The organism is Castellaniella sp. MT123, assembly GCF_039614765.1.
Taxonomy (GTDB): domain Bacteria; phylum Pseudomonadota; class Gammaproteobacteria; order Burkholderiales; family Burkholderiaceae_B; genus Castellaniella.
This window is the reverse complement of record NZ_CP154879.1, coordinates 1,340,623-1,357,644: the sequence shown is the minus strand read 5'-3', so window position 1 is coordinate 1,357,644 and position 17,022 is coordinate 1,340,623. Positions and strand designations below refer to the sequence as shown.

Here is a 17,022-nt window from a genome sequence, read left to right as displayed (position 1 = left end):
TTCAGTGGGATGGATGGGATCGTGCTCGATGGTCCGGACAGGACCGGGCGTGAGCTCCTCATGTCATGCTCCGATGATATCGGCGACGTTGTGTCTGAGTTCGGCGACGATGGCTTGGAAGCGGGCTTTTTCTGCTTCGTCCAGCGCCTGGAGCGGCGCCCGCGCCGGACCGGCCGCCAGACCGTTCAATTCACAGCCGTATTTGATCGACTGCACAAATTTTCCCGCATCCAGGAAGTTCATGAAGGGCATCATGGCGCCCATGATCTTGCGGCCCTTGTTGAAGTCGTTTTCCAGTACGCAGGCCTGGTACAGGGCCACGTGTTCGCGCGCCAGAAAGTTGGACCCCGCGCAGACCCAGCTTTGTGCGCCCCAGGCGAAGAATTCCAGCGCCAGGTCGTCCCAGCCGCAGGACATCTCGATCTGCGGGAATTCCTGGGTCAGCAGGTGGATGCGGTTGACATCGCCCGAGCTTTCCTTGATCGCTTTGACGTTCTTCGACTGGCTGACACGGGTCAGGTAGTCGCGGCCCATGTGCACGCCCATGCGGCCCGGATAGTTGTAGAGCATGATGGGCAGATCCGCAGCCCGGTCGATGGCCAGTGCGTGGTCGGCGTTTTCCGATTCCAGGGGCAGGGCGTAGGGGGGGGAGCCCACCAGGATCGCGTCGGCGCCCAGGGTCCGGGCGGCCAGGGCGTATTCGATGGATTCCTCGGTGCGCGTGGCGCCCGTGCCGACCACCAGCGGCACACGGGTGCCGATGACTTGCTTGGCGTAGGCGGCCAGATCGATCCGTTCCTGCGTGGTCTGTGCGTAGTATTCGCCGGTCGACCCGGCGACGACGAGGCCGTGCACGCCGGCGTCGATCAGCGATTCGATCAGTTCGGCGAACGCCGCCTTGTTGATGCCACCGTCGGCGTTGTGGGGGGTGATGAGCGGGGTGTAGATGCCTTCGAACATGCGATGACTCCTATATCGACAGGGTTTCCGCATCTTTGTGCGGCGTATCCGGGATGAGCCCGGCAGGTGTGATGAACATTTCCATGTTCTGGCGCGACAGTTCCCAATGCGCGAAGGTGATCTGGACAATCGCTTCTTCGTCGCGGGATGCAATGGCGTCGATGAATTGATCGTGCTGCGAGAGGGCTAGTTCCTGGCGCTTGGATTCGCTGGCGCCGTGTGACTGGTAAAACGTGTGGCCGATGCGGGCATGGTCGACCAGTAAGCGGTTCAGGCTCGCCTGCAGGTAAATATTCCCCGACATTTCGCCGATGATTTCGTGGAACTGGTTGTTGCACAGGACTGTGGCGGTCACGTCACCCGCCGCACAGGCCTGCCGGAACTGTGCCTGGGTATTCCTGAGTCGGGCGAGCTGGGCTGGCGTGAAATGATGTGCCGCCAGGCGGCCGATCGCGGCATAGATCATTGGCGCAGCCAGGAAGAAGTGCCTCAATGTCGAGTGATTCATCGGCGAGACGCGCGCGCCGCGATTCTCGCGGATGTCCACGTAGCCCTCGCCGCCCAGGCGGCGGAAGACCTCGCGCACCGGGGTGCGGGACAGACCGTAGTGCTCGCACAGGCTGAGCTCGTCCAGGTCTTCGTCGGGAGCCAGCTGCAAGGTGAGGATCTGGTGCTTGAGATCTTCGTAGAGCCTGGATTTATTGTGACCTTTTCCTGGCGCTGCCGAGGACTCCAAAGCCCTGAGCTTGGTGTTGCTCATGGTTTGTCTCGTGTGTATTTATGTTGTATTCGATTTGTATTCAATTATAGTTAGAAATGGATTTTTTGGGAATACATTTTTTATTGGGCGTAACAGCACGGCTGCGAGCTCCCGGCAAGGGCGGGAGGGCGGTGCGAGAGCGAAGGAGAGCGGCCTGGTCCGGCGGGGGCCGGCCGGAAGGGTCAGGCCGGAAGGGTCAGAGCGACTGCGGCGGTTCCGGTTTCAGCCCCGGCGGCATGATGAACAGTTCCATATGTTCGCGCGAGAGTTCCATGTGCTCGTAGGACAGCCGCACGATGGCCTCTTCGTCGCGAGCGATCAGCGCATCGATGAATTGGTCGTGGTGGTCGATGGATGTCTCGCTGCGCCTGGCCGTGTCTTGATCGTGCGGCTGGTAAAAGGTGCGGCCGATACGCGCGTGATCGATCAGCAGGCGGTTCAAGCTGGTCTGCAGGTACACGTTGCCGGACATCTCGCCCATGATTTCATGAAAGCGGTTGTTCTTCAGGACCATGGCCTGGACGTCTCCAGCCAGGCTCGCCTGGCGAAGCTGCGCCTGGGTTTCCTTCAGGTCGGCCAATTGGTGGGCAGTGAAATGTCGCACCGCCAGTCGGCCCACCGCTGCGTAGATCATCGGTGCCACCAGAAAGAAGTGCCGCAGCGTCGAGTGATTCATCGGCGAGACGCGGGGACTGCGATTCTCGCGGATATCCACGTAGCCCTCGCCGCTCAGGCGGCGGAAGATCTCGCGTACGGGAGTGCGCGAGAGGCCGTAGCGTTCGCACAGGGCAACCTCGTCCAGATCCTCGTCTGGGCCCAGTTCCATCGTCAGGATCTGGCGCTTGAGATCTTCGAACAGCTGCGCCTTGGCGTTCTTCGCGAATTTCGCCTGAGTCATGTCGGGTATCCGGTGGTTGGTAGTGGCGGTTGCCGCCAGAGCATGCATCCGGATGTGTTGAATGGATGTTGGGCGGTCATTGTAAGCTGGATCCAATCCGGACTCGCCGCGCGTCGTCGTATACCGCGGTTTTTGATGTTGCCTGACAGTGCAATAATCTGGCCTTCATCACGATGACTGGACCCCGACCATGAGCGACATCACGATCTATCACAATCCGGCTTGCGGCACGTCGCGCAACGTACTCGCCATGATCCGCAACAGCGGCGAAGAGCCGGTGGTCATCGAGTATCTGAAGACGCCGCCCGACCGCGCCACGCTGACGGCGCTGGTCGCGGCGATGGGCATGCCGGTGCGCGCGCTATTGCGCGAGAAGGGCACGCCCTATGCCGAGCTCGGTCTGGCGGATCCGAAATGGACCGACGATCAGTTGATCGGCTTCATGCTTGAGCACCCGATCCTGATCAACCGGCCCATCGTGGCCACGCCGCTGGGCACGCGTCTGTGCCGCCCATCGGAAATCGTGCTGGAGATTCTGCCCCAGGCGCAGCGCGGCGCATTCAGCAAAGAAGACGGCGAACCCGTCGTCGGCCCCGAGGGTCGCCGTCTCTGATGCCTCGTCCCCGCAGTCATGGGATGGGACATGAAAAAAGCCACTCCGCAGAGTGGCTTTTGATGAGATCGCTGTCCACGATCGGCGATCAGGGCACGATATGAAAATCGATGACGATCTCGCCGGGGTTGCGGGCCAGGTATTCGAATTCGATGTTTTCGCCGAAATGGCCTTTCAGTTGCTGCAGCAGCGGCAGCGGGTCGTGATCGTTGCAGAAGCGCATGGTCTCGCCCGGTTGCAGGGCCGACAGGGCGCCAAAAATCGCCGCATGGCGGAAGCGTTTGGCCACGCCGCGGGCGTCGAACGGATACGTGTTTTCGGCAAACATGGGGATAGCGTCGGAAGCCACGGTAGAGATGTCCTGAAAAGATGAGTCGGAGACTCCGATTATAGAAACGAGCCTTCCGAAAACCGGGTGGGAACCCTATGGCAAATGAGGTTGTCCGGAATGGATGGCGTCCGGATGCCGTTGTTCCCATTCCTTCACAGCCTGTTGCCAGGCGCGTTTCGCTTCGGCGTAGGTGTCGAACACACAGGGTGTGCAGCCGTTGCCGCAGCATTCGTTCAGATCGGGCTCGACAGGTTCGTCCGGGCGCGAGTCGTCGTTCGTGGTGGTATCGGTCATTGCATCATCATAGGTCAGCCGGTCCGGACCGGCCGGCGGTCCCGCCGTCACGGGGGTTCAGATACAGGCCAGATTTTCCTGGTTGCTGCGCTGGACGTCCTGCGGGATCTCGATCCGCTGGCTGGACTGGGGGCGGCCGTCGACGAACATCATCAGTTCGCCTGTTTGCAATGGCGTCCAGGTCTCGTTGTCGGTCAAGGGCCGGGTGGTGATGACCGAGACGCAGTCGCCGCGCGCGTTCACGCGGGAGAAATCCACGGACACGTCCGTATCCACCAGGTGGGCGATCTGGAACGGCCAGGCGCGCACGATGTAGAACAGACTGGTGGAACAATGGGCGAGCAGGCAGTGCCCGTTGGACAGCAGAAAATTGAATACGCCGTGGCGGGTCAGGTCGGAGGTCATCTCGGCCACGGCCGTGAACAGCGCCTGGTCGTCGGGTTCCCGCGAGCCGAAACGCGCCTTTAACCCCTCCATCATGACGCAGAAGGCGCGTTCGCTGTCGGTCTGGCCGATGGGCAGGTAATCGCCGCGTAGCGTGGGGTCGAAGGACTTCAGGTCGCCGTTGTGGGCGAACAGCCAGTGGCGTCCCCAGAGCTCGCGCACGAACGGGTGGCAGTTCTCCAGTTCCAGTGCGCCCTGGGTGGCCTTGCGGATGTGGGCGATGACGTTGCGCGACTTGATCGGGTAATGTTTGATGAGTTCGGCCACGGGCGACTGGCAGCAGGGGGCATTGTCCAGGAAACACCGGGAACCGCGATTTTCATAGAAAGCGATGCCGAAGCCGTCGGCATGGTGGTCCGTTTCGCCGCCGCGCGCGGCGAACCCCGTGAACGAAAACGTGATGTCGGTGGGCGTGGCGCAATTCATGCCCAATAACTGACACATGGCAGGCCTCAAGCGGAAGGCCGGGGCGATCTCCGTCCCGAATGATTCATGCTTGAATTGTAGTCTCCCCTCACGGCGTATTGCCGCGAGGGGTATGAGAATTTCTTATGTGCTCATGCGGATGTCCGATCCCCGCCACGAACCCGCTGTTTCAGTCGTGCCGCAGCATCAGGATGGCCTGTCGGTAGCCGCTGGCCGGGTAGATGGCCGGCATGGGGGGGTGTTCGTCGCTGGGTTCCAGCCGCCGGGTGTCCGCCAGCAGGGCCTGGATCATGGCTTCCAGTTCCAGCCGGGCCAGCGGAGCACCCGGACACGCATGGATGCCGGCCCCGTAGAGCAGGTTCAACGACGGATCGCGATCCAGCCGGAATTCGTCCGGGTCGCCGAAGACGGTCTCGTCGCGGTTGGCGGAGGCCCAGATCAGGGTCAGGCGCTCCCCAGGCTGGACCTGAGTGCCGCCCACCCGGACAGGGCAAGTCGGCGTGCGGCGGTTGGCGATCAGCGGCGCGTGGATGCGCAGAATTTCGTCGTTGGCCGGCCTGACCAGGTCGGGGTCGCGCCGCAGGCGGTCCTGCAGGTCTGGGTGATTGGCGAGATAGTTGGCGATGATGCCGACACTGGAGGCCATGGTGCCCAGCTCGCCGACCGTCCAGTTGCGCAGGATGCTGACAATCTCTTCCTCCGCCAGCGGATTGCCATTGACGGTCTCGTGCATCAGCCGGGTCGTCACATCGTCCGGCGCCTGGTCGCCGGCCCGTCGGCGGGCCTTGAGGAGGTCGCGGATGGTTTCGTCGAATTCCATGGCGACGGCGGCGATCGCGTGCGAATCGCCGGATAGCGTGGCCACGTTCTTTTTGTGGATCCACTGCAACAGCGGTTCGTGCATGCTGTCGGGCCAGCCGAGAAAGGCGCACTGCATGCGCAGCGCAAAGGGATGCGCTAGGCCGAACATGATTTCCGTGCTGCTGTTGCGCGGCAGGGCCGAGACCAGCTCGGCGCAGATGCGGCGGCAGGTGGGCTCGAATTCGACCATGCGATCGGGGCCGAAGTAGGGTTCGATCAGGGCGCGGTAGGCGGTGTGCTCCGGCGGATCCATACTGTTGGGCACCGAGACGTAACGCGACGCCTGGCTGCTGAAGGTCTGCGGATCCATCAAAATACGCATGACATCGGCGTGGCGGAAGACCGAGTGGTGCAGATAGTCGCTGTGTGCCACCGGGCAGCGCCTGCGCATGTGGTCGTAGGCGGCGATGGGATCGGCAAGGACTTCGGGGGCGCGGGGGTCCCAGTCCTGGTGTGATGTCATGGCGGTTCTTCGGCAGTGGGGACACGACCTCGTTGAGGTTCGTCCAACTGTAGCACCGGGTAAACCCTGGTTGAGGTCCCATGCCGCCAGATCCAGGTTTTATCTGGTCCGTATTTGATTTTTCTCAATCACGGCGTCCTGGGGCAGTGTCTTGAAAACCCGCCAACCAACCGCATATACGGCATATCGGGGCGCAGAGCCCCCTCCCCATGAAGGGTTCCACCCATGCGATTCGACAAACTGACGACGAAATTTCAGCAGGCACTCGCCGATGCCCAGAGCCTCGCGGTGCGTCACGATCATCCCTACATCGAAAACGTCCACCTGCTGCTGGCGCTGCTGGCCGATTCCGACAGTGGATCGTCCAGTCTGCTGGCGCGCGCGGGTGTGGCGGTGCCCCGGCTGCAGACCGAACTGGACCGCCAGCTGAAGGCCATTCCCATTGTTCAAGGCGGCGAGGACAACGTCCAGGCGGGGCGCGATTTACAGGCCGCCCTGGCGCGCACCGACAAGGAAGCCGGTCAGCGCGGCGACACCTACATCGCCAGCGAGCTCTATCTGCTGGCACTGGCCGACGACAAGGGCGAGGTCGGTCGCGCGCTGCGCGACGCCGGCCTCCAGCGCAAGGCGCTGGAAACCGCGATCGAGGCAGTCCGGGGCGGCGCGACCGTCTCGGGTGCCGAGGACGAGGACAACCGCCAGGCGCTGAAAAAATACACCCTGGATCTGACCGCCCGGGCGCGCGAAGGCAAGCTGGACCCGGTGATCGGACGCGATGACGAGATCCGTCGCACCATCCAGATCCTGCAGCGCCGCACCAAAAACAATCCGGTGCTGATCGGCGAGCCGGGCGTGGGCAAGACCGCCATCGTCGAAGGCCTGGCCCAGCGCATCGTCAACGGCGAAGTCCCCGAAACCCTGAAGGGCAAGCGTATTCTGGCGCTGGATCTGGCGGGCCTGCTGGCGGGCGCGAAGTATCGCGGCGAATTCGAGGAACGCCTGAAATCCGTCCTGAAGGAACTGTCCCAGGATTCCGGCCAGACCATCGTCTTCATCGACGAACTGCACACCATGGTGGGCGCCGGCAAGGCCGAAGGTGCCATGGATGCCGGCAATATGCTCAAACCGGCGCTGTCGCGCGGCGAGCTGCACTGCGTGGGCGCGACCACCCTGGACGAATACCGCCAGTACATCGAAAAGGACGCCGCCCTGGAACGCCGCTTCCAGAAGGTGCTGGTGGACGAGCCCAATGTGGAATCGACCATTGCCATCCTGCGCGGACTGCAGGAACGCTATGAACTGCACCATGGGGTGCAGATCACTGATCCGGCCATCGTCGCGGCGGCGGAACTGTCGCATCGCTACATCACGGACCGCTTCCTGCCGGACAAGGCCATCGACCTCATCGACGAGGCGGCGGCGCGCATCCGCATGGAAATCGACTCCAAGCCGGAAGTCATGGACAAGCTGGATCGGCGCATCATCCAACTGAAGATCGAACGCGAGGCCGTGCGCAAGGACACGGACGAAGCGTCGGAACGCCGCCTGAAGGTCATCGAGGAGGAACTCGAATCCCTGCAGCGGGAATACAACGACTACGAAGAAGTCTGGAAGGCCGAGAAGGCCGTTGTCCAGGGTTCGCAAGCGGTCAAGGAAGAAATCGACCAGGTTCGCGCCGAGATGGCGGAACTGCAGCGCAAGGGGCAGTACGACAAACTGGCCGAGCTGCAGTACGGCCGCCTGCCGGAACTCGAAGCCAGACTGAAGACCGCCGAAGCCGCACCCAAGGATGCGGAATCCGGCAAGCCGCGCCTCTTGCGCACCCAGGTGGGGGCCGAGGAGATCGCCGAGGTCGTGTCACGGGCCACCGGGATTCCGGTCTCGCGCATGATGCAAGGCGAGCGCGCCAAGCTGCTGGGCATGGAAGCGGTGCTGCACGAACGTGTCGTGGGCCAGGACGAGGCAGTGCGCCTGGTGTCCGAGGCCATCCGCCGGTCGCGCGCAGGCCTGGCCGACCCGAGCCGGCCCTATGGGTCCTTCCTGTTCCTGGGGCCGACCGGCGTGGGCAAGACCGAACTCACCAAGGCGCTGGCGCGCTTCCTGTTCGATTCGGACAACCACCTGGTGCGCATCGACATGAGCGAATTCATGGAAAAGCACTCGGTGGCCCGCCTGATCGGCGCGCCTCCGGGGTATGTGGGCTACGAGGAAGGCGGCTACCTGACCGAGGCCGTGCGGCGCAAGCCCTACAGCGTGATCCTGCTCGACGAGGTTGAGAAGGCGCATCCGGATGTATTCAACGTGCTTCTGCAGGTGCTCGACGATGGACGGCTGACCGATGGTCAGGGGCGTACCGTGGACTTTCGCAACACGGTGGTCATCATGACCTCGAACATTGGTTCGCAGCATATCCAGAACATGGCAGACCAGCCTTATGAGGTCGTCAAAGAGGTCATCCGGGACGAACTGAAGACCGCCTTCCGGCCGGAATTCCTGAACCGGATCGACGAAATCGTGGTTTTCCATGGTCTGGATTCCAGCCACATCGAGCCGATCGCCCGTATCCAGATCAAGCGCCTGGCCGAACGCCTGGCTCAGCAGGAAATGCGGCTGGAAGTCACCGATGCGGCGGTCAAGGAACTGGCCCGGGTGGGGTACGATCCGGTCTTTGGCGCGCGGCCGCTGAAACGCGCCATCCAGCAGTACGTGGAAAACCCGGTCGCCCGGCTGATCCTGGAAGGCGAGTTCGGTCCGCGCGATGTGGTCCCGGTGGATTGGGACGGCGAGAAGTTCGTCTTCGAGCGGACGTTGCAGTGATCGGTCCTCGTCGCTATCGTACTTGACAGCGATCCTGACGGCGCCGCTCCCCTGGGCGCGGCGCCTCGGTTTTTTCGTCGGGGCTATCTGGTGTCTGTTCTTGCGTCAATCGTCGTGGCCAGCCCTCCGGGGCGCTGTTGGAGCTCACCACCCCATATTCGGCGAAGCCGCCAAGATGCGACCGGCGCCCCGGAGGGCTGGCCACGACGATGAGGTTCTCCGGAAACCAAAGCCTCAGCCCTGATCTCCCCCTTCCAGCACCAACCCCCACAACCGCCCCACCACCTCGCGTTCATGCACGAGTTCCGTCTGCGGGACGCGCGCCTTTTCCGCCCCCTGCAGCCGCAAGACGTGCTGACGTGCGCGGAGCGTGCGATAGGCATTGGCAACTTCGGTGGCCAGGGGGCCGGGGATCAGGCCCGCCCGGGCGGCCAGCCCCAGCAAGGCGATGTTGCCCAGGTTGCCCAGCAGTTCCGGGTGGGCCCGAGACTGACTGAGCACCAGGAACTGGGTGATGAACTCGATGTCCACCATCCCGCCGCGGTCATGCTTCAGATCGAAGTCGCCGCTGCGGTTCGGGTGACCCTGGGATATCTTGTCGCGCATGGACCGGACCTCGCGGCGCAGGGCCTCCGGGTCGCGTGGCAGCAGCAGGATATGCCGGCGGATGTCCTCGAAGCGGGCCCCGATGGCGGCATCCCCGGCGACGTAGCGGGCGCGGGTCAGTGCCTGGTGTTCCCAGGGCCAGGCCTGGTTCAGCTGATAGTGTTCAAAGGCATCGATGGGCAGTGCCAGCAGGCCGGCATCGCCATCGGGCCGCAGACGCAGGTCGATCTCGTACAGCCGGCCGGACGACGTCAGGGTGGACAGCCAGGAAGCGACCCGCCGGCCCAGCTTCGCATAGCGTTCACTGGCATCCTGATCGGGATCGTCATACAGGAACACCAGATCCAGGTCCGAGGCGTAGCCGATTTCCTTGCCGCCCAGCTTGCCGTAGGCAATGATCGCGAAGCGCGGGTGTCCCGGGTTGGCGCGGCGATCCGGCGGCAGCACCTGCGGCCAGACCCGGCGGATTGCTTCGGCCAGCATCAGATCGGCCAGCGCCGACAGGTGATCAGCCAGGCTCTCGACGCTGATCACGTGTTCCAGGTCCTGCGCCAGCAGCTGGAACGTGACCTGATGCTGGACGTCGCGCATCAGGTTCATCTGCTGCTCGACGTCGGGCTGGCCGTCGGGCAGGACGCAGGCGTCCAGGTCGCTGCGCAGCTGTTCGGCCAGCGCGGGAAAATCCGGGGCCTGCATCAGGCTGCGCCATTCGATCAGGCTGTCGAGCAGCAGCGGGTAGCGGGTCAGGTACTGCGAGGCCCAGGGGCTGGCGCTCACGATCCGGGCGACCCGCGCCAGGGTTTCCGGATATTCGGCCAGCAGGGCCAGATAGGCGCTGCGCTGGGCGATGTGTTCGACCAGGTTCAGTAGCCGCAGCAGGGTGGCGGGGGGATCGTCGGTCAGGGTTGCCGCCCGCATCAGGCCGGGCAGCAGGGCCCGCAGACGTTCCTGGCTGGTGCGCGACAGCCCCTGGATGCGGTGGCTGTCCAGCAGGCTGTCGATGTGCGTGCGCATATCGTTCGCCTGCTCGTCGGACAGCGTGGCGGGTGGTGTGTCGGCAGCGGGGGATTCTTCGTCGTCGGCCGAGTCCCCGCCCATGCCGGCGATCCGGAACGCATCCTGGAAGCATTGGGACACGTAGGCGCGGTGCCGTTCCAGCGTCGCCTGGAAACTGGCCATGTCCGGGTATCCCATGGCCTGGGCCAGGGCGGCCATGCCGGTCGGGTCGCGGGGCAGCAGATGGGTCTGTTCATCCTCGCGGTATTGCAGCAGGTGTTCGACCCGGCGCAGAAAGCCGTACGCGGCTTCCAGCCCGCCGGCCTGAGTGTCGTCCAGGATCCCGGCGCGGTGCTGCTTGTGCAGGGCCGCCAGCAGGTTGCGCTGCTGCAGGGAAGGCTGCCGTCCGCCACGGATCAGCTGGTTCAGCTGGATGACGAATTCGATCTCCCGGATCCCGCCGTCGCCTAGTTTAATGTTGTGCCGGGTATCCACCCCGTGACGAGCCTGGGCGCGGCGCTGCCAGTCCATGCGGATGCGTTCGCGCAGGCCGCGCAGGGCCGCCAGGGCGTCGAAATCGAAATATTTGCGATAGACAAATGGCCGGCGTAGCGATTCCAGTGCTTGCGCCTGGCTGATGAACACCGCTTCGTCGAACAGCGGACAGTGGATCAGGCGCGCCTTCAGCCAGGCGTACCGCTCCCACTCGCGCCCCTGGGCGACCAGGTAGGTTTCCAGCGCGGCCAGGCTCCAGGCCAGCGGTCCGCTGTCGCCGTCGGGGCGCAGGCGCAGGTCGGTGCGAAAGACGTAGCCGTCGGCGTCCAGTTCGGACAGGATGGGCATCATCAGACGGCAGACCTTGCCGTAGAACTCGTGATGGCTGATGGGCCGGCGCCCGTCGGTTTCGCCTTCCTCGTCGTACAGCATGATGAGGTCGATGTCCGAGGATACGTTCAGTTCCTTGCCGCCCAGCTTGCCCATGCCCAGAATCAGCATGTCCTGAGGAGCCCCGGTCTCGGGATGGCGCGGAATGCCATGGACCTCTGTCAGTGTGCGCATGGCACAGGCGTAGGCCTGCCCCACGGCCAGATCGGCCAGGGCCGACATGGCCGCCACCACCTCATGCAGCGGCGCCTGGCCGGCGATGTCGCGCACCATCAGGGTGTGGAACACCCGTTGCCGCAGGCGGCGCAGGGCGCGCTGCAGGGCGGGGCGGTCGGGTGGCTGGCCAGCCAGACCGGCGATCGTCTGCGCGTACCATGCATTCAGTGTCTTGCGTGTCAGCGGCTCGGCGGCGTCTTCCAGCAGGCCGTCCCGCGCGTCGGGATGGGCCAGCAGGTAGCGCCGCAGGGCGCCGGACCATTGCAAGGCGGGCTCTAATATAATGGCTCGAGACATCGGATCTGCCAGCGGTTCGATGGGACTGAGCCCGGCGCAGCCGGGCTTGCAGGGGGCTTTAACATACTGCAAAACCTGGCATGCGCCAATTCATTTCAAGGCTTTCCCGCAACTGGGGGCGTCGCGCCCTCGTTCTGATCGTCTGCCTGTATTTCGGGCTGGGCGGCGCGCTGCTGGCGGCGCGCTACGTCGTCCTGCCGCATCTGGACGACTGGCGTCCGTGGATCGCCGATCGACTGTCGCAGGCCTTGGGCGTTCCGGTTGCCCTGGGGCCGATCCAGGTTTCCTGGCGGGGTTGGGATCCACAGTTCGACGTCAGCGACGTACGCGTGTCCGCTCCCGACGGTCATGCGCTGCTGGCCGTGCCCGTCGTGCGCGCACGATTGAACTGGGCCGCGCTGCTGCCGGGGCGCCAGGGCGCACTGCGCCTGTGGGTCCGGCAGATGGATCTGACCCTGGACCGGCGGCCCGACGGCAGCATCGACTTCCTGGGACAGAACCTGGACCCGGGCGATTCCACCCGCCAGGAAGCCATGCCGGGCTGGCTGCAATGGGTGCTGGCTCAGCCGCTGATCGCTTTTCACGACACCACGCTGCGCTGGCGGGATCAGCGGCGCGGGGCGCCCGAGCTCGTGCTCAAGGACGTCGATGCCGTGCTGCGTCGCCAGGGACCGGATGGTCTGGGCCTGTCGCTCTCGGCGCGCGCGCCTGCCGCCGAGGATGCCCGGCTGGACCTGCGCGTGCGGGTGGGTGACGCGGCCCGGCTGGTGCAGGGGCTGCAGCCGCAGGACTGGCAAGGATGGTTGCGGGTTTCCGGGGCCAGTGCACGTGCCTGGCGTGCCTGGATCGACCTGCCGGATGCCTTGCAACAGGGACGGCTGGATGCACAGGCCTGGATGCAGGCGGCCAAGGACTCGCCGCGGCTGACCATGCTGCTGGGGTTCGAGGCCCTGCGCTGGGCGCCGGACGACCAGGAAAGCCTCCAGGTGCCCCGCGCCGAAATCTGGGCGCAAGGCCGCCTGAGCCAATGGCAAGGGTTGTCGCTGGGGACGTCCATGACAGAGGGCCTGGCCTTCGACGTCCGTCTGCAGGATACGCAACTGCGCCAGCCGCAGTGGTTCGACGAGCCCCTGGCATTCGGTGCCGTGGCTGTGCGCGGCAAGGTGAGCCATGCCGGACATTGGTCCCTGACGCTCGACCAGCTGGATTGGCGCAATGCGGACATCAGCATGCGGGGTGCGGGGCGCTGGGATGCCGGCGGGGGAGACGCAGGACAGGCCGATTTTCAGGGCACGATCGCCCAGGCGCAATTGAATGCGATTTACCGCTATCTGCCGCGCGAAGTCGATGCGGATGCCCGCCACTGGCTGGCCAAGGGTCTGCAAGCGGGCACGCTGTCCAATGGGCACTGGCTTTTGCAGGGTGACCTGGACCGCTTCCCGTTCGGCGAACAGCCACAGGCTGGCGATTTCCGCGTCTGGGGGGATTTTCAGGATGCCCGCATCGAGTTCGTGCCGGATGCTCCGAAAGGCCGGTCGTGGCCTCTGCTGCAGGGCGTCACCGGAACGGCCGACCTGCACCGGATGGACCTGCGTCTGACGGCCAGTACGGCGCGGATGGAACCTCTGGCCGGACAGGTGATCCGGCTGGGCGGGCTGCAGGCCCGCATCCCCGATCTGGAGCATGAAGCCACACTGCAGGTGTCGGGCCAGACCGAGGCCGATGGCGGTACCTATATGGCCCTGATCCGGCACACGCCCATCGGCCGCATGCTGGACGGTGTCTTCGATGAGGCCAGCGCCGCCGGTGATTGGCAAGTGCCGCTGTCCCTGACAATCCCCTTGCTGCATGCCGAGGATGCGCAAGTGCAGGGCCGCGTCGATCTGCAGCAGGGGCGCTTGCAGTTTCTGCCCCAGGCCCCGGCATTCCAGGATATCCGGGGCAGCCTGCATTTCAGCGAACAAGGGGTGCGGATCGTCCAGGCGCTGCACGCACAGTTGCTGGGGGGAGCGCTTCAGGCGCAGGGCGCGTTGGGCGGCAAGCACGCGACGGGCCTGTCCTTTCACGGGCGGATGACAGCTCAGGCACTGGCCGCCTTCGTCGGCGTGCCGGGCATGCGGCGGATCACGGGTACGCTGGACTACCAGGCCCAGCTGGCGCAGCAGGGAAAGGCCTACAACCTCACCCTGGATTCGGATACCCAGGGGCTTGCGCTGGATTTCCCCGCGCCGTTGTCCAAGCCCGCCCCACAGCCGCGCAAGTTGCAGGTGCGTTGGTCGGATGCCGATCCGCAGTCCGATACGCTCGATATCCGCTATGGCGATTTCGTGGTCCTGGGGTTGCGCCATCAGCGTCAGGTCCGCGCCGGATCCTATTTTCAGCGAGCCGCCATCGGGATGGGGCAGGCGCCCGACGCGGATGGGGCCGGGCTGCGCGTGACGCTGGCCTATCCCCTGTTCGATCTGGATATCTGGAACCGGATCGTCGACGAGTTTTCCATTCCGCGGCGCGGGCGCGCGCCGGCCGGGCGATCGGCCAGCCGGCCGCTATGGCCGGATCTGTCGCTGCTCAGCGTCCAGGCGGACCAGTTGCGCCTGCTGGGCACCCGTCTGGACCATGCCGTGATGCGGGTGACACGCACCCAGGAAGAACAGTGGTCCATGAATCTGCGCTCCGAGCAGACGACCGGTACGCTGAAATGGCAGGAACAGGACGGCCGGGTGACGGGCCGCATGTCGGGCCGCTTCGCGCGCCTGAGCCTGGGCGATGATTCCCGGGATACCCAATCCCTGCTGCCCGAAGCCGAAGTGGACCAGGATGCCGCGTTCGACGACGACCTGGAGATCCCGGGCATCGTCCTGCAGGCGGACGAATTGCGTCTGTACGGACACCCGGTTGGCGCGCTGGCCCTGGAAGGCTCCCGCGACAGTGCGAACCATGTCTGGCTATTGAGCCATTTGCGGATCGGCGACGAGGATGCCCGCCTGCGGGGTACCGGTACCTGGCGCTTGCGTGGGCCGGGCCGAGGCCTGACACTCAAGGCGACGGCGACGGCGCAGGATCTCGGGACCTGGCTGTCGCACGCTGGCCTGCCCGGTGTGCTCGCGGGCGGGCAGGGGACGCTCAAGGGGGACTTCGAATGGCATGATCTACCCTGGCGTCACGACAAGGCCGATTTGCGGGGAAAACTGGAAATTTCGCTGGACAAGGGGCGTTTCCTGAAGCTGGGCTCGCAGACGGCCAAGTTGCTGGAGTTTCTGTCCTTGCAGTCGATCACGCGGCTGAATCACCTGGGACAGGGGCTGACCGGTCTACCGAAGGATGGTTTCCCATTCGATCAGCTGCGCGGCATGCTCAGCTTGAACCAGGGCGTGATCCAGGCGCACGATTACAAGGTGATCGGGCCGGTGGGCACGATTCTGCTCGAAGGCCGCACCAACATCCTGGACAAGACCTTGAACCTGCAGGCGGTCATGGTGCCCAATCTGGACGTCAGCGGCGCGGCGATTGCGGCGGGGATCGCCGTCAACCCGTTGATCGGGCTGGGTGCCTTCGTCACCCAATGGCTGCTGAAGACACCGCTGGCCAAGGCCATGACGGTGCGCTACCGGATCACCGGCACCTGGGACGATCCCAGAATCACGGACGTGCCGGTGGCTTCGGCCGAACAACCGGCGCCGTCGGCAAAGGCCGCCGTATCGAATTAGCCGGTCTCGTGAATCCCGTTTCCTGACGCGGGCAGGTATGAAAAAAGCTCCCGAAGGAGCTTTTTTCACGGATGCTTCGACATCTGTGGGTGAGGCATGTCAGTACACCCCTTGGGCCAGCATGGCGTCGGCGACCTTGACGAAGCCGGCGATGTTGGCGCCGTTCAGGTAATTGACCTTTCCGGCTTCGCTGCCGTGATGCACGCAGTTCTGGTGGATGTCGCGCATGATGGCGTGCAGCTTGGCATCGACCTCGTCGCGCGTCCAGTGCAACCGTTGGGCGTTCTGGCTCATTTCCAGGCCGGAGACGGCCACGCCGCCCGCATTGCTGGCCTTGCCCGGGGCATACAGCACGCCCGCCGCGATGAAGGCCTCGGCGGCTTCGATGGTGGACGGCATGTTGGCGCCTTCGGCCACGCAGCGCACGCCATTGGCGATCAGAGTGCGGGCGTCTTCGATTTCCAGTTCGTTTTGCGTGGCGCAGGGCAGGGCCACGTCTACCGGCACGTGCCAGGGGCGCTTGCCGGCCTCGTAGGTCAGGCCGAACTGCCGGGCGTATTCTTCCACGCGGCCGCGCTTTTCGTTCTTCAGTTCGATCAGGGCGGCGAGCTTTTCCGGGGTGAAGCCGGCCGGATCGACGACGCAGCCGTGCGAGTCGGAGACCGTGATCACGCGGGCGCCGAGCTGCATGCATTTCTCGATGGTGTATTGGGCGACGTTGCCCGAGCCCGAGACGGAGACCGTGTAGCCGTCGAGGGACTGGCCCGCGTGCTTGAGCATTTCCTCGGCGAAGTACACCGCGCCGTAGCCGGTGGCTTCCGGCCGGATCAGGCTGCCGCCGAAGGACAGGCCCTTGCCGGTGAAGACGCAGGCGCCCTGGTTGGACAATTTTTTCATCATGCCGGCCATGAAACCGACTTCGCGGGCACCCACGCCGATGTCGCCGGCGGGCACGTCGGTGTCCGGGCCCAGGTGACGATAGAGTTCAATGATCAGCGCCTGGCAGAAGCGCATGACTTCGGCATCGGATTTGCCCTTGGGGTCGAAGTCGGACCCGCCCTTGCCGCCGCCCATGGGCAGGGTGGTCAGCGCGTTCTTGAAGGTTTGTTCGAAGGCCAGGAACTTCAGGATCGACAGGTTCACCGAAGGGTGGAAGCGCATGCCGCCTTTGTAGGGGCCGATGGCCGAACTGTGCTGGATGCGAAAACCACGATTGACGCGGGTGTGTCCCGTGTCGTCCATCCAGCAGATGCGGAACTGGAAGGCGCGTTCCGGTTCGACGATGCGTTCGAGCAGAGCCTGGCTGGCGTAGCGCGGATTCTTCTGGATGAAGGGCCAGAGACTGTGCATGACTTCTTTGACAGCCTGCATGAATTCGGGCTGGTGCGGGTCGCGTGCCTGCAGCTGGCTGAGAAACTGTTCGACGGAAGGAAGACTCATGAAAGATG

The 17,022-nt window shown here is 64.5% G+C and carries 12 protein-coding genes; 3 read left to right on the top strand and 9 right to left on the bottom strand.

What is annotated here, in order from left to right:
• Window positions 1-63 precede the first annotated feature (63 nt).
• The 3 genes from ABCV34_RS06245 to ABCV34_RS06235 form a co-directional block, all read right to left on the bottom strand.
• On the bottom strand, window positions 64-960 hold the full coding sequence (locus ABCV34_RS06245; protein ID WP_345798344.1) for a dihydrodipicolinate synthase family protein: 897 nt from the start codon (window positions 958-960) through the stop codon (window positions 64-66).
• Window positions 961-970: 10 nt separating this feature from the next.
• Window positions 971-1,720: a GntR family transcriptional regulator gene (locus tag ABCV34_RS06240; protein ID WP_345798343.1), complete on the bottom strand. Its 750-nt coding sequence runs from the start codon at window positions 1,718-1,720 to the stop codon at window positions 971-973.
• A gap of 196 nt (window positions 1,721-1,916) precedes the next feature.
• Window positions 1,917-2,618, bottom strand: a complete 702-nt coding sequence (locus ABCV34_RS06235) for a GntR family transcriptional regulator (protein ID WP_345798342.1) — start codon at window positions 2,616-2,618, stop codon at window positions 1,917-1,919.
• A 190-nt stretch (window positions 2,619-2,808) separates the two neighbouring features.
• Here ABCV34_RS06235 and arsC point away from each other — a divergent pair, with 190 nt between their 5' ends.
• The gene (arsC, locus tag ABCV34_RS06230; protein ID WP_345798341.1) at window positions 2,809-3,231 is read left to right on the top strand and encodes an arsenate reductase (glutaredoxin); all 423 of its coding nucleotides are present in this window, start codon (window positions 2,809-2,811) and stop codon (window positions 3,229-3,231) included.
• An 88-nt stretch (window positions 3,232-3,319) separates the two neighbouring features.
• Here the strand turns inward: arsC and ABCV34_RS06225 are convergent, their stop codons facing one another.
• The 4 genes from ABCV34_RS06225 to ABCV34_RS06210 all read right to left on the bottom strand — a co-directional run bounded on the left by ABCV34_RS06225 (window position 3,320) and on the right by ABCV34_RS06210 (window position 6,050).
• Window positions 3,320-3,559: a DUF2249 domain-containing protein gene (locus tag ABCV34_RS06225; RefSeq protein WP_345798720.1), complete on the bottom strand. Its 240-nt coding sequence runs from the start codon at window positions 3,557-3,559 to the stop codon at window positions 3,320-3,322.
• A gap of 96 nt (window positions 3,560-3,655) precedes the next feature.
• Window positions 3,656-3,856: an oxidoreductase-like domain-containing protein gene (locus tag ABCV34_RS06220; protein WP_345798340.1), complete on the bottom strand. Its 201-nt coding sequence runs from the start codon at window positions 3,854-3,856 to the stop codon at window positions 3,656-3,658.
• Between the two features lie 57 nt (window positions 3,857-3,913).
• Window positions 3,914-4,744 (bottom strand): class II glutamine amidotransferase, encoded by an 831-nt coding sequence (locus ABCV34_RS06215; protein ID WP_345798339.1) that lies wholly within the window; start codon window positions 4,742-4,744, stop codon window positions 3,914-3,916.
• 151 nt (window positions 4,745-4,895) lie between these two features.
• Window positions 4,896-6,050: a cytochrome P450 gene (locus ABCV34_RS06210; RefSeq protein ID WP_345798338.1), complete on the bottom strand. Its 1,155-nt coding sequence runs from the start codon at window positions 6,048-6,050 to the stop codon at window positions 4,896-4,898.
• A 225-nt stretch (window positions 6,051-6,275) separates the two neighbouring features.
• Between ABCV34_RS06210 and clpB the strand changes: the two genes are divergently transcribed.
• Complete coding sequence (gene clpB, locus ABCV34_RS06205) at window positions 6,276-8,867, top strand: ATP-dependent chaperone ClpB (protein ID WP_345798337.1); 2,592 nt, start codon at window positions 6,276-6,278, stop codon at window positions 8,865-8,867.
• A 234-nt stretch (window positions 8,868-9,101) separates the two neighbouring features.
• Here clpB and glnE read toward each other — a convergent pair whose 3' ends face one another.
• Window positions 9,102-11,867, bottom strand: coding sequence for a bifunctional [glutamate--ammonia ligase]-adenylyl-L-tyrosine phosphorylase/[glutamate--ammonia-ligase] adenylyltransferase (gene glnE / locus ABCV34_RS06200; protein ID WP_345798336.1), 2,766 nt, complete (start codon window positions 11,865-11,867; stop codon window positions 9,102-9,104).
• Window positions 11,868-11,947: 80 nt separating this feature from the next.
• On the opposite strand from glnE, the gene ABCV34_RS06195 reads away from it, so the two are divergent.
• Window positions 11,948-15,574, top strand: a complete 3,627-nt coding sequence (locus tag ABCV34_RS06195; protein ID WP_345798335.1) for a YhdP family protein — start codon at window positions 11,948-11,950, stop codon at window positions 15,572-15,574.
• A gap of 99 nt (window positions 15,575-15,673) precedes the next feature.
• Here ABCV34_RS06195 and gdhA read toward each other — a convergent pair whose 3' ends face one another.
• Window positions 15,674-17,014: an NADP-specific glutamate dehydrogenase gene (gene gdhA, locus ABCV34_RS06190; RefSeq protein ID WP_345798334.1), complete on the bottom strand. Its 1,341-nt coding sequence runs from the start codon at window positions 17,012-17,014 to the stop codon at window positions 15,674-15,676.
• Between the last annotated feature and the right edge of the window lie 8 nt (window positions 17,015-17,022).

Excerpts from the sequence above, each read along its gene's own strand:
- ABCV34_RS06220 (WP_345798340.1), bottom strand. The coding sequence starts at position 3,856 with ATGACCGATACCACCACGAACGACGACTCGCGCCCGGACGAACCTGTC.
- ABCV34_RS06215 (WP_345798339.1), bottom strand. The coding sequence starts at position 4,744 with ATGTGTCAGTTATTGGGCATGAATTGCGCCACGCCCACCGACATCACG.
- glnE (WP_345798336.1), bottom strand. The coding sequence starts at position 11,867 with ATGTCTCGAGCCATTATATTAGAGCCCGCCTTGCAATGGTCCGGCGCC.
- ABCV34_RS06245 (WP_345798344.1), bottom strand. The coding sequence starts at position 960 with ATGTTCGAAGGCATCTACACCCCGCTCATCACCCCCCACAACGCCGAC.
- ABCV34_RS06195 (WP_345798335.1), top strand. The coding sequence starts at position 11,948 with ATGCGCCAATTCATTTCAAGGCTTTCCCGCAACTGGGGGCGTCGCGCC.
- ABCV34_RS06235 (WP_345798342.1), bottom strand. The coding sequence starts at position 2,618 with ATGACTCAGGCGAAATTCGCGAAGAACGCCAAGGCGCAGCTGTTCGAA.
- ABCV34_RS06240 (WP_345798343.1), bottom strand. The coding sequence starts at position 1,720 with ATGAGCAACACCAAGCTCAGGGCTTTGGAGTCCTCGGCAGCGCCAGGA.
- gdhA (WP_345798334.1), bottom strand. The coding sequence starts at position 17,014 with ATGAGTCTTCCTTCCGTCGAACAGTTTCTCAGCCAGCTGCAGGCACGC.
- clpB (WP_345798337.1), top strand. The coding sequence starts at position 6,276 with ATGCGATTCGACAAACTGACGACGAAATTTCAGCAGGCACTCGCCGAT.
- ABCV34_RS06225 (WP_345798720.1), bottom strand. The coding sequence starts at position 3,559 with ATGTTTGCCGAAAACACGTATCCGTTCGACGCCCGCGGCGTGGCCAAA.
- arsC (WP_345798341.1), top strand. The coding sequence starts at position 2,809 with ATGAGCGACATCACGATCTATCACAATCCGGCTTGCGGCACGTCGCGC.
- ABCV34_RS06210 (WP_345798338.1), bottom strand. The coding sequence starts at position 6,050 with ATGACATCACACCAGGACTGGGACCCCCGCGCCCCCGAAGTCCTTGCC.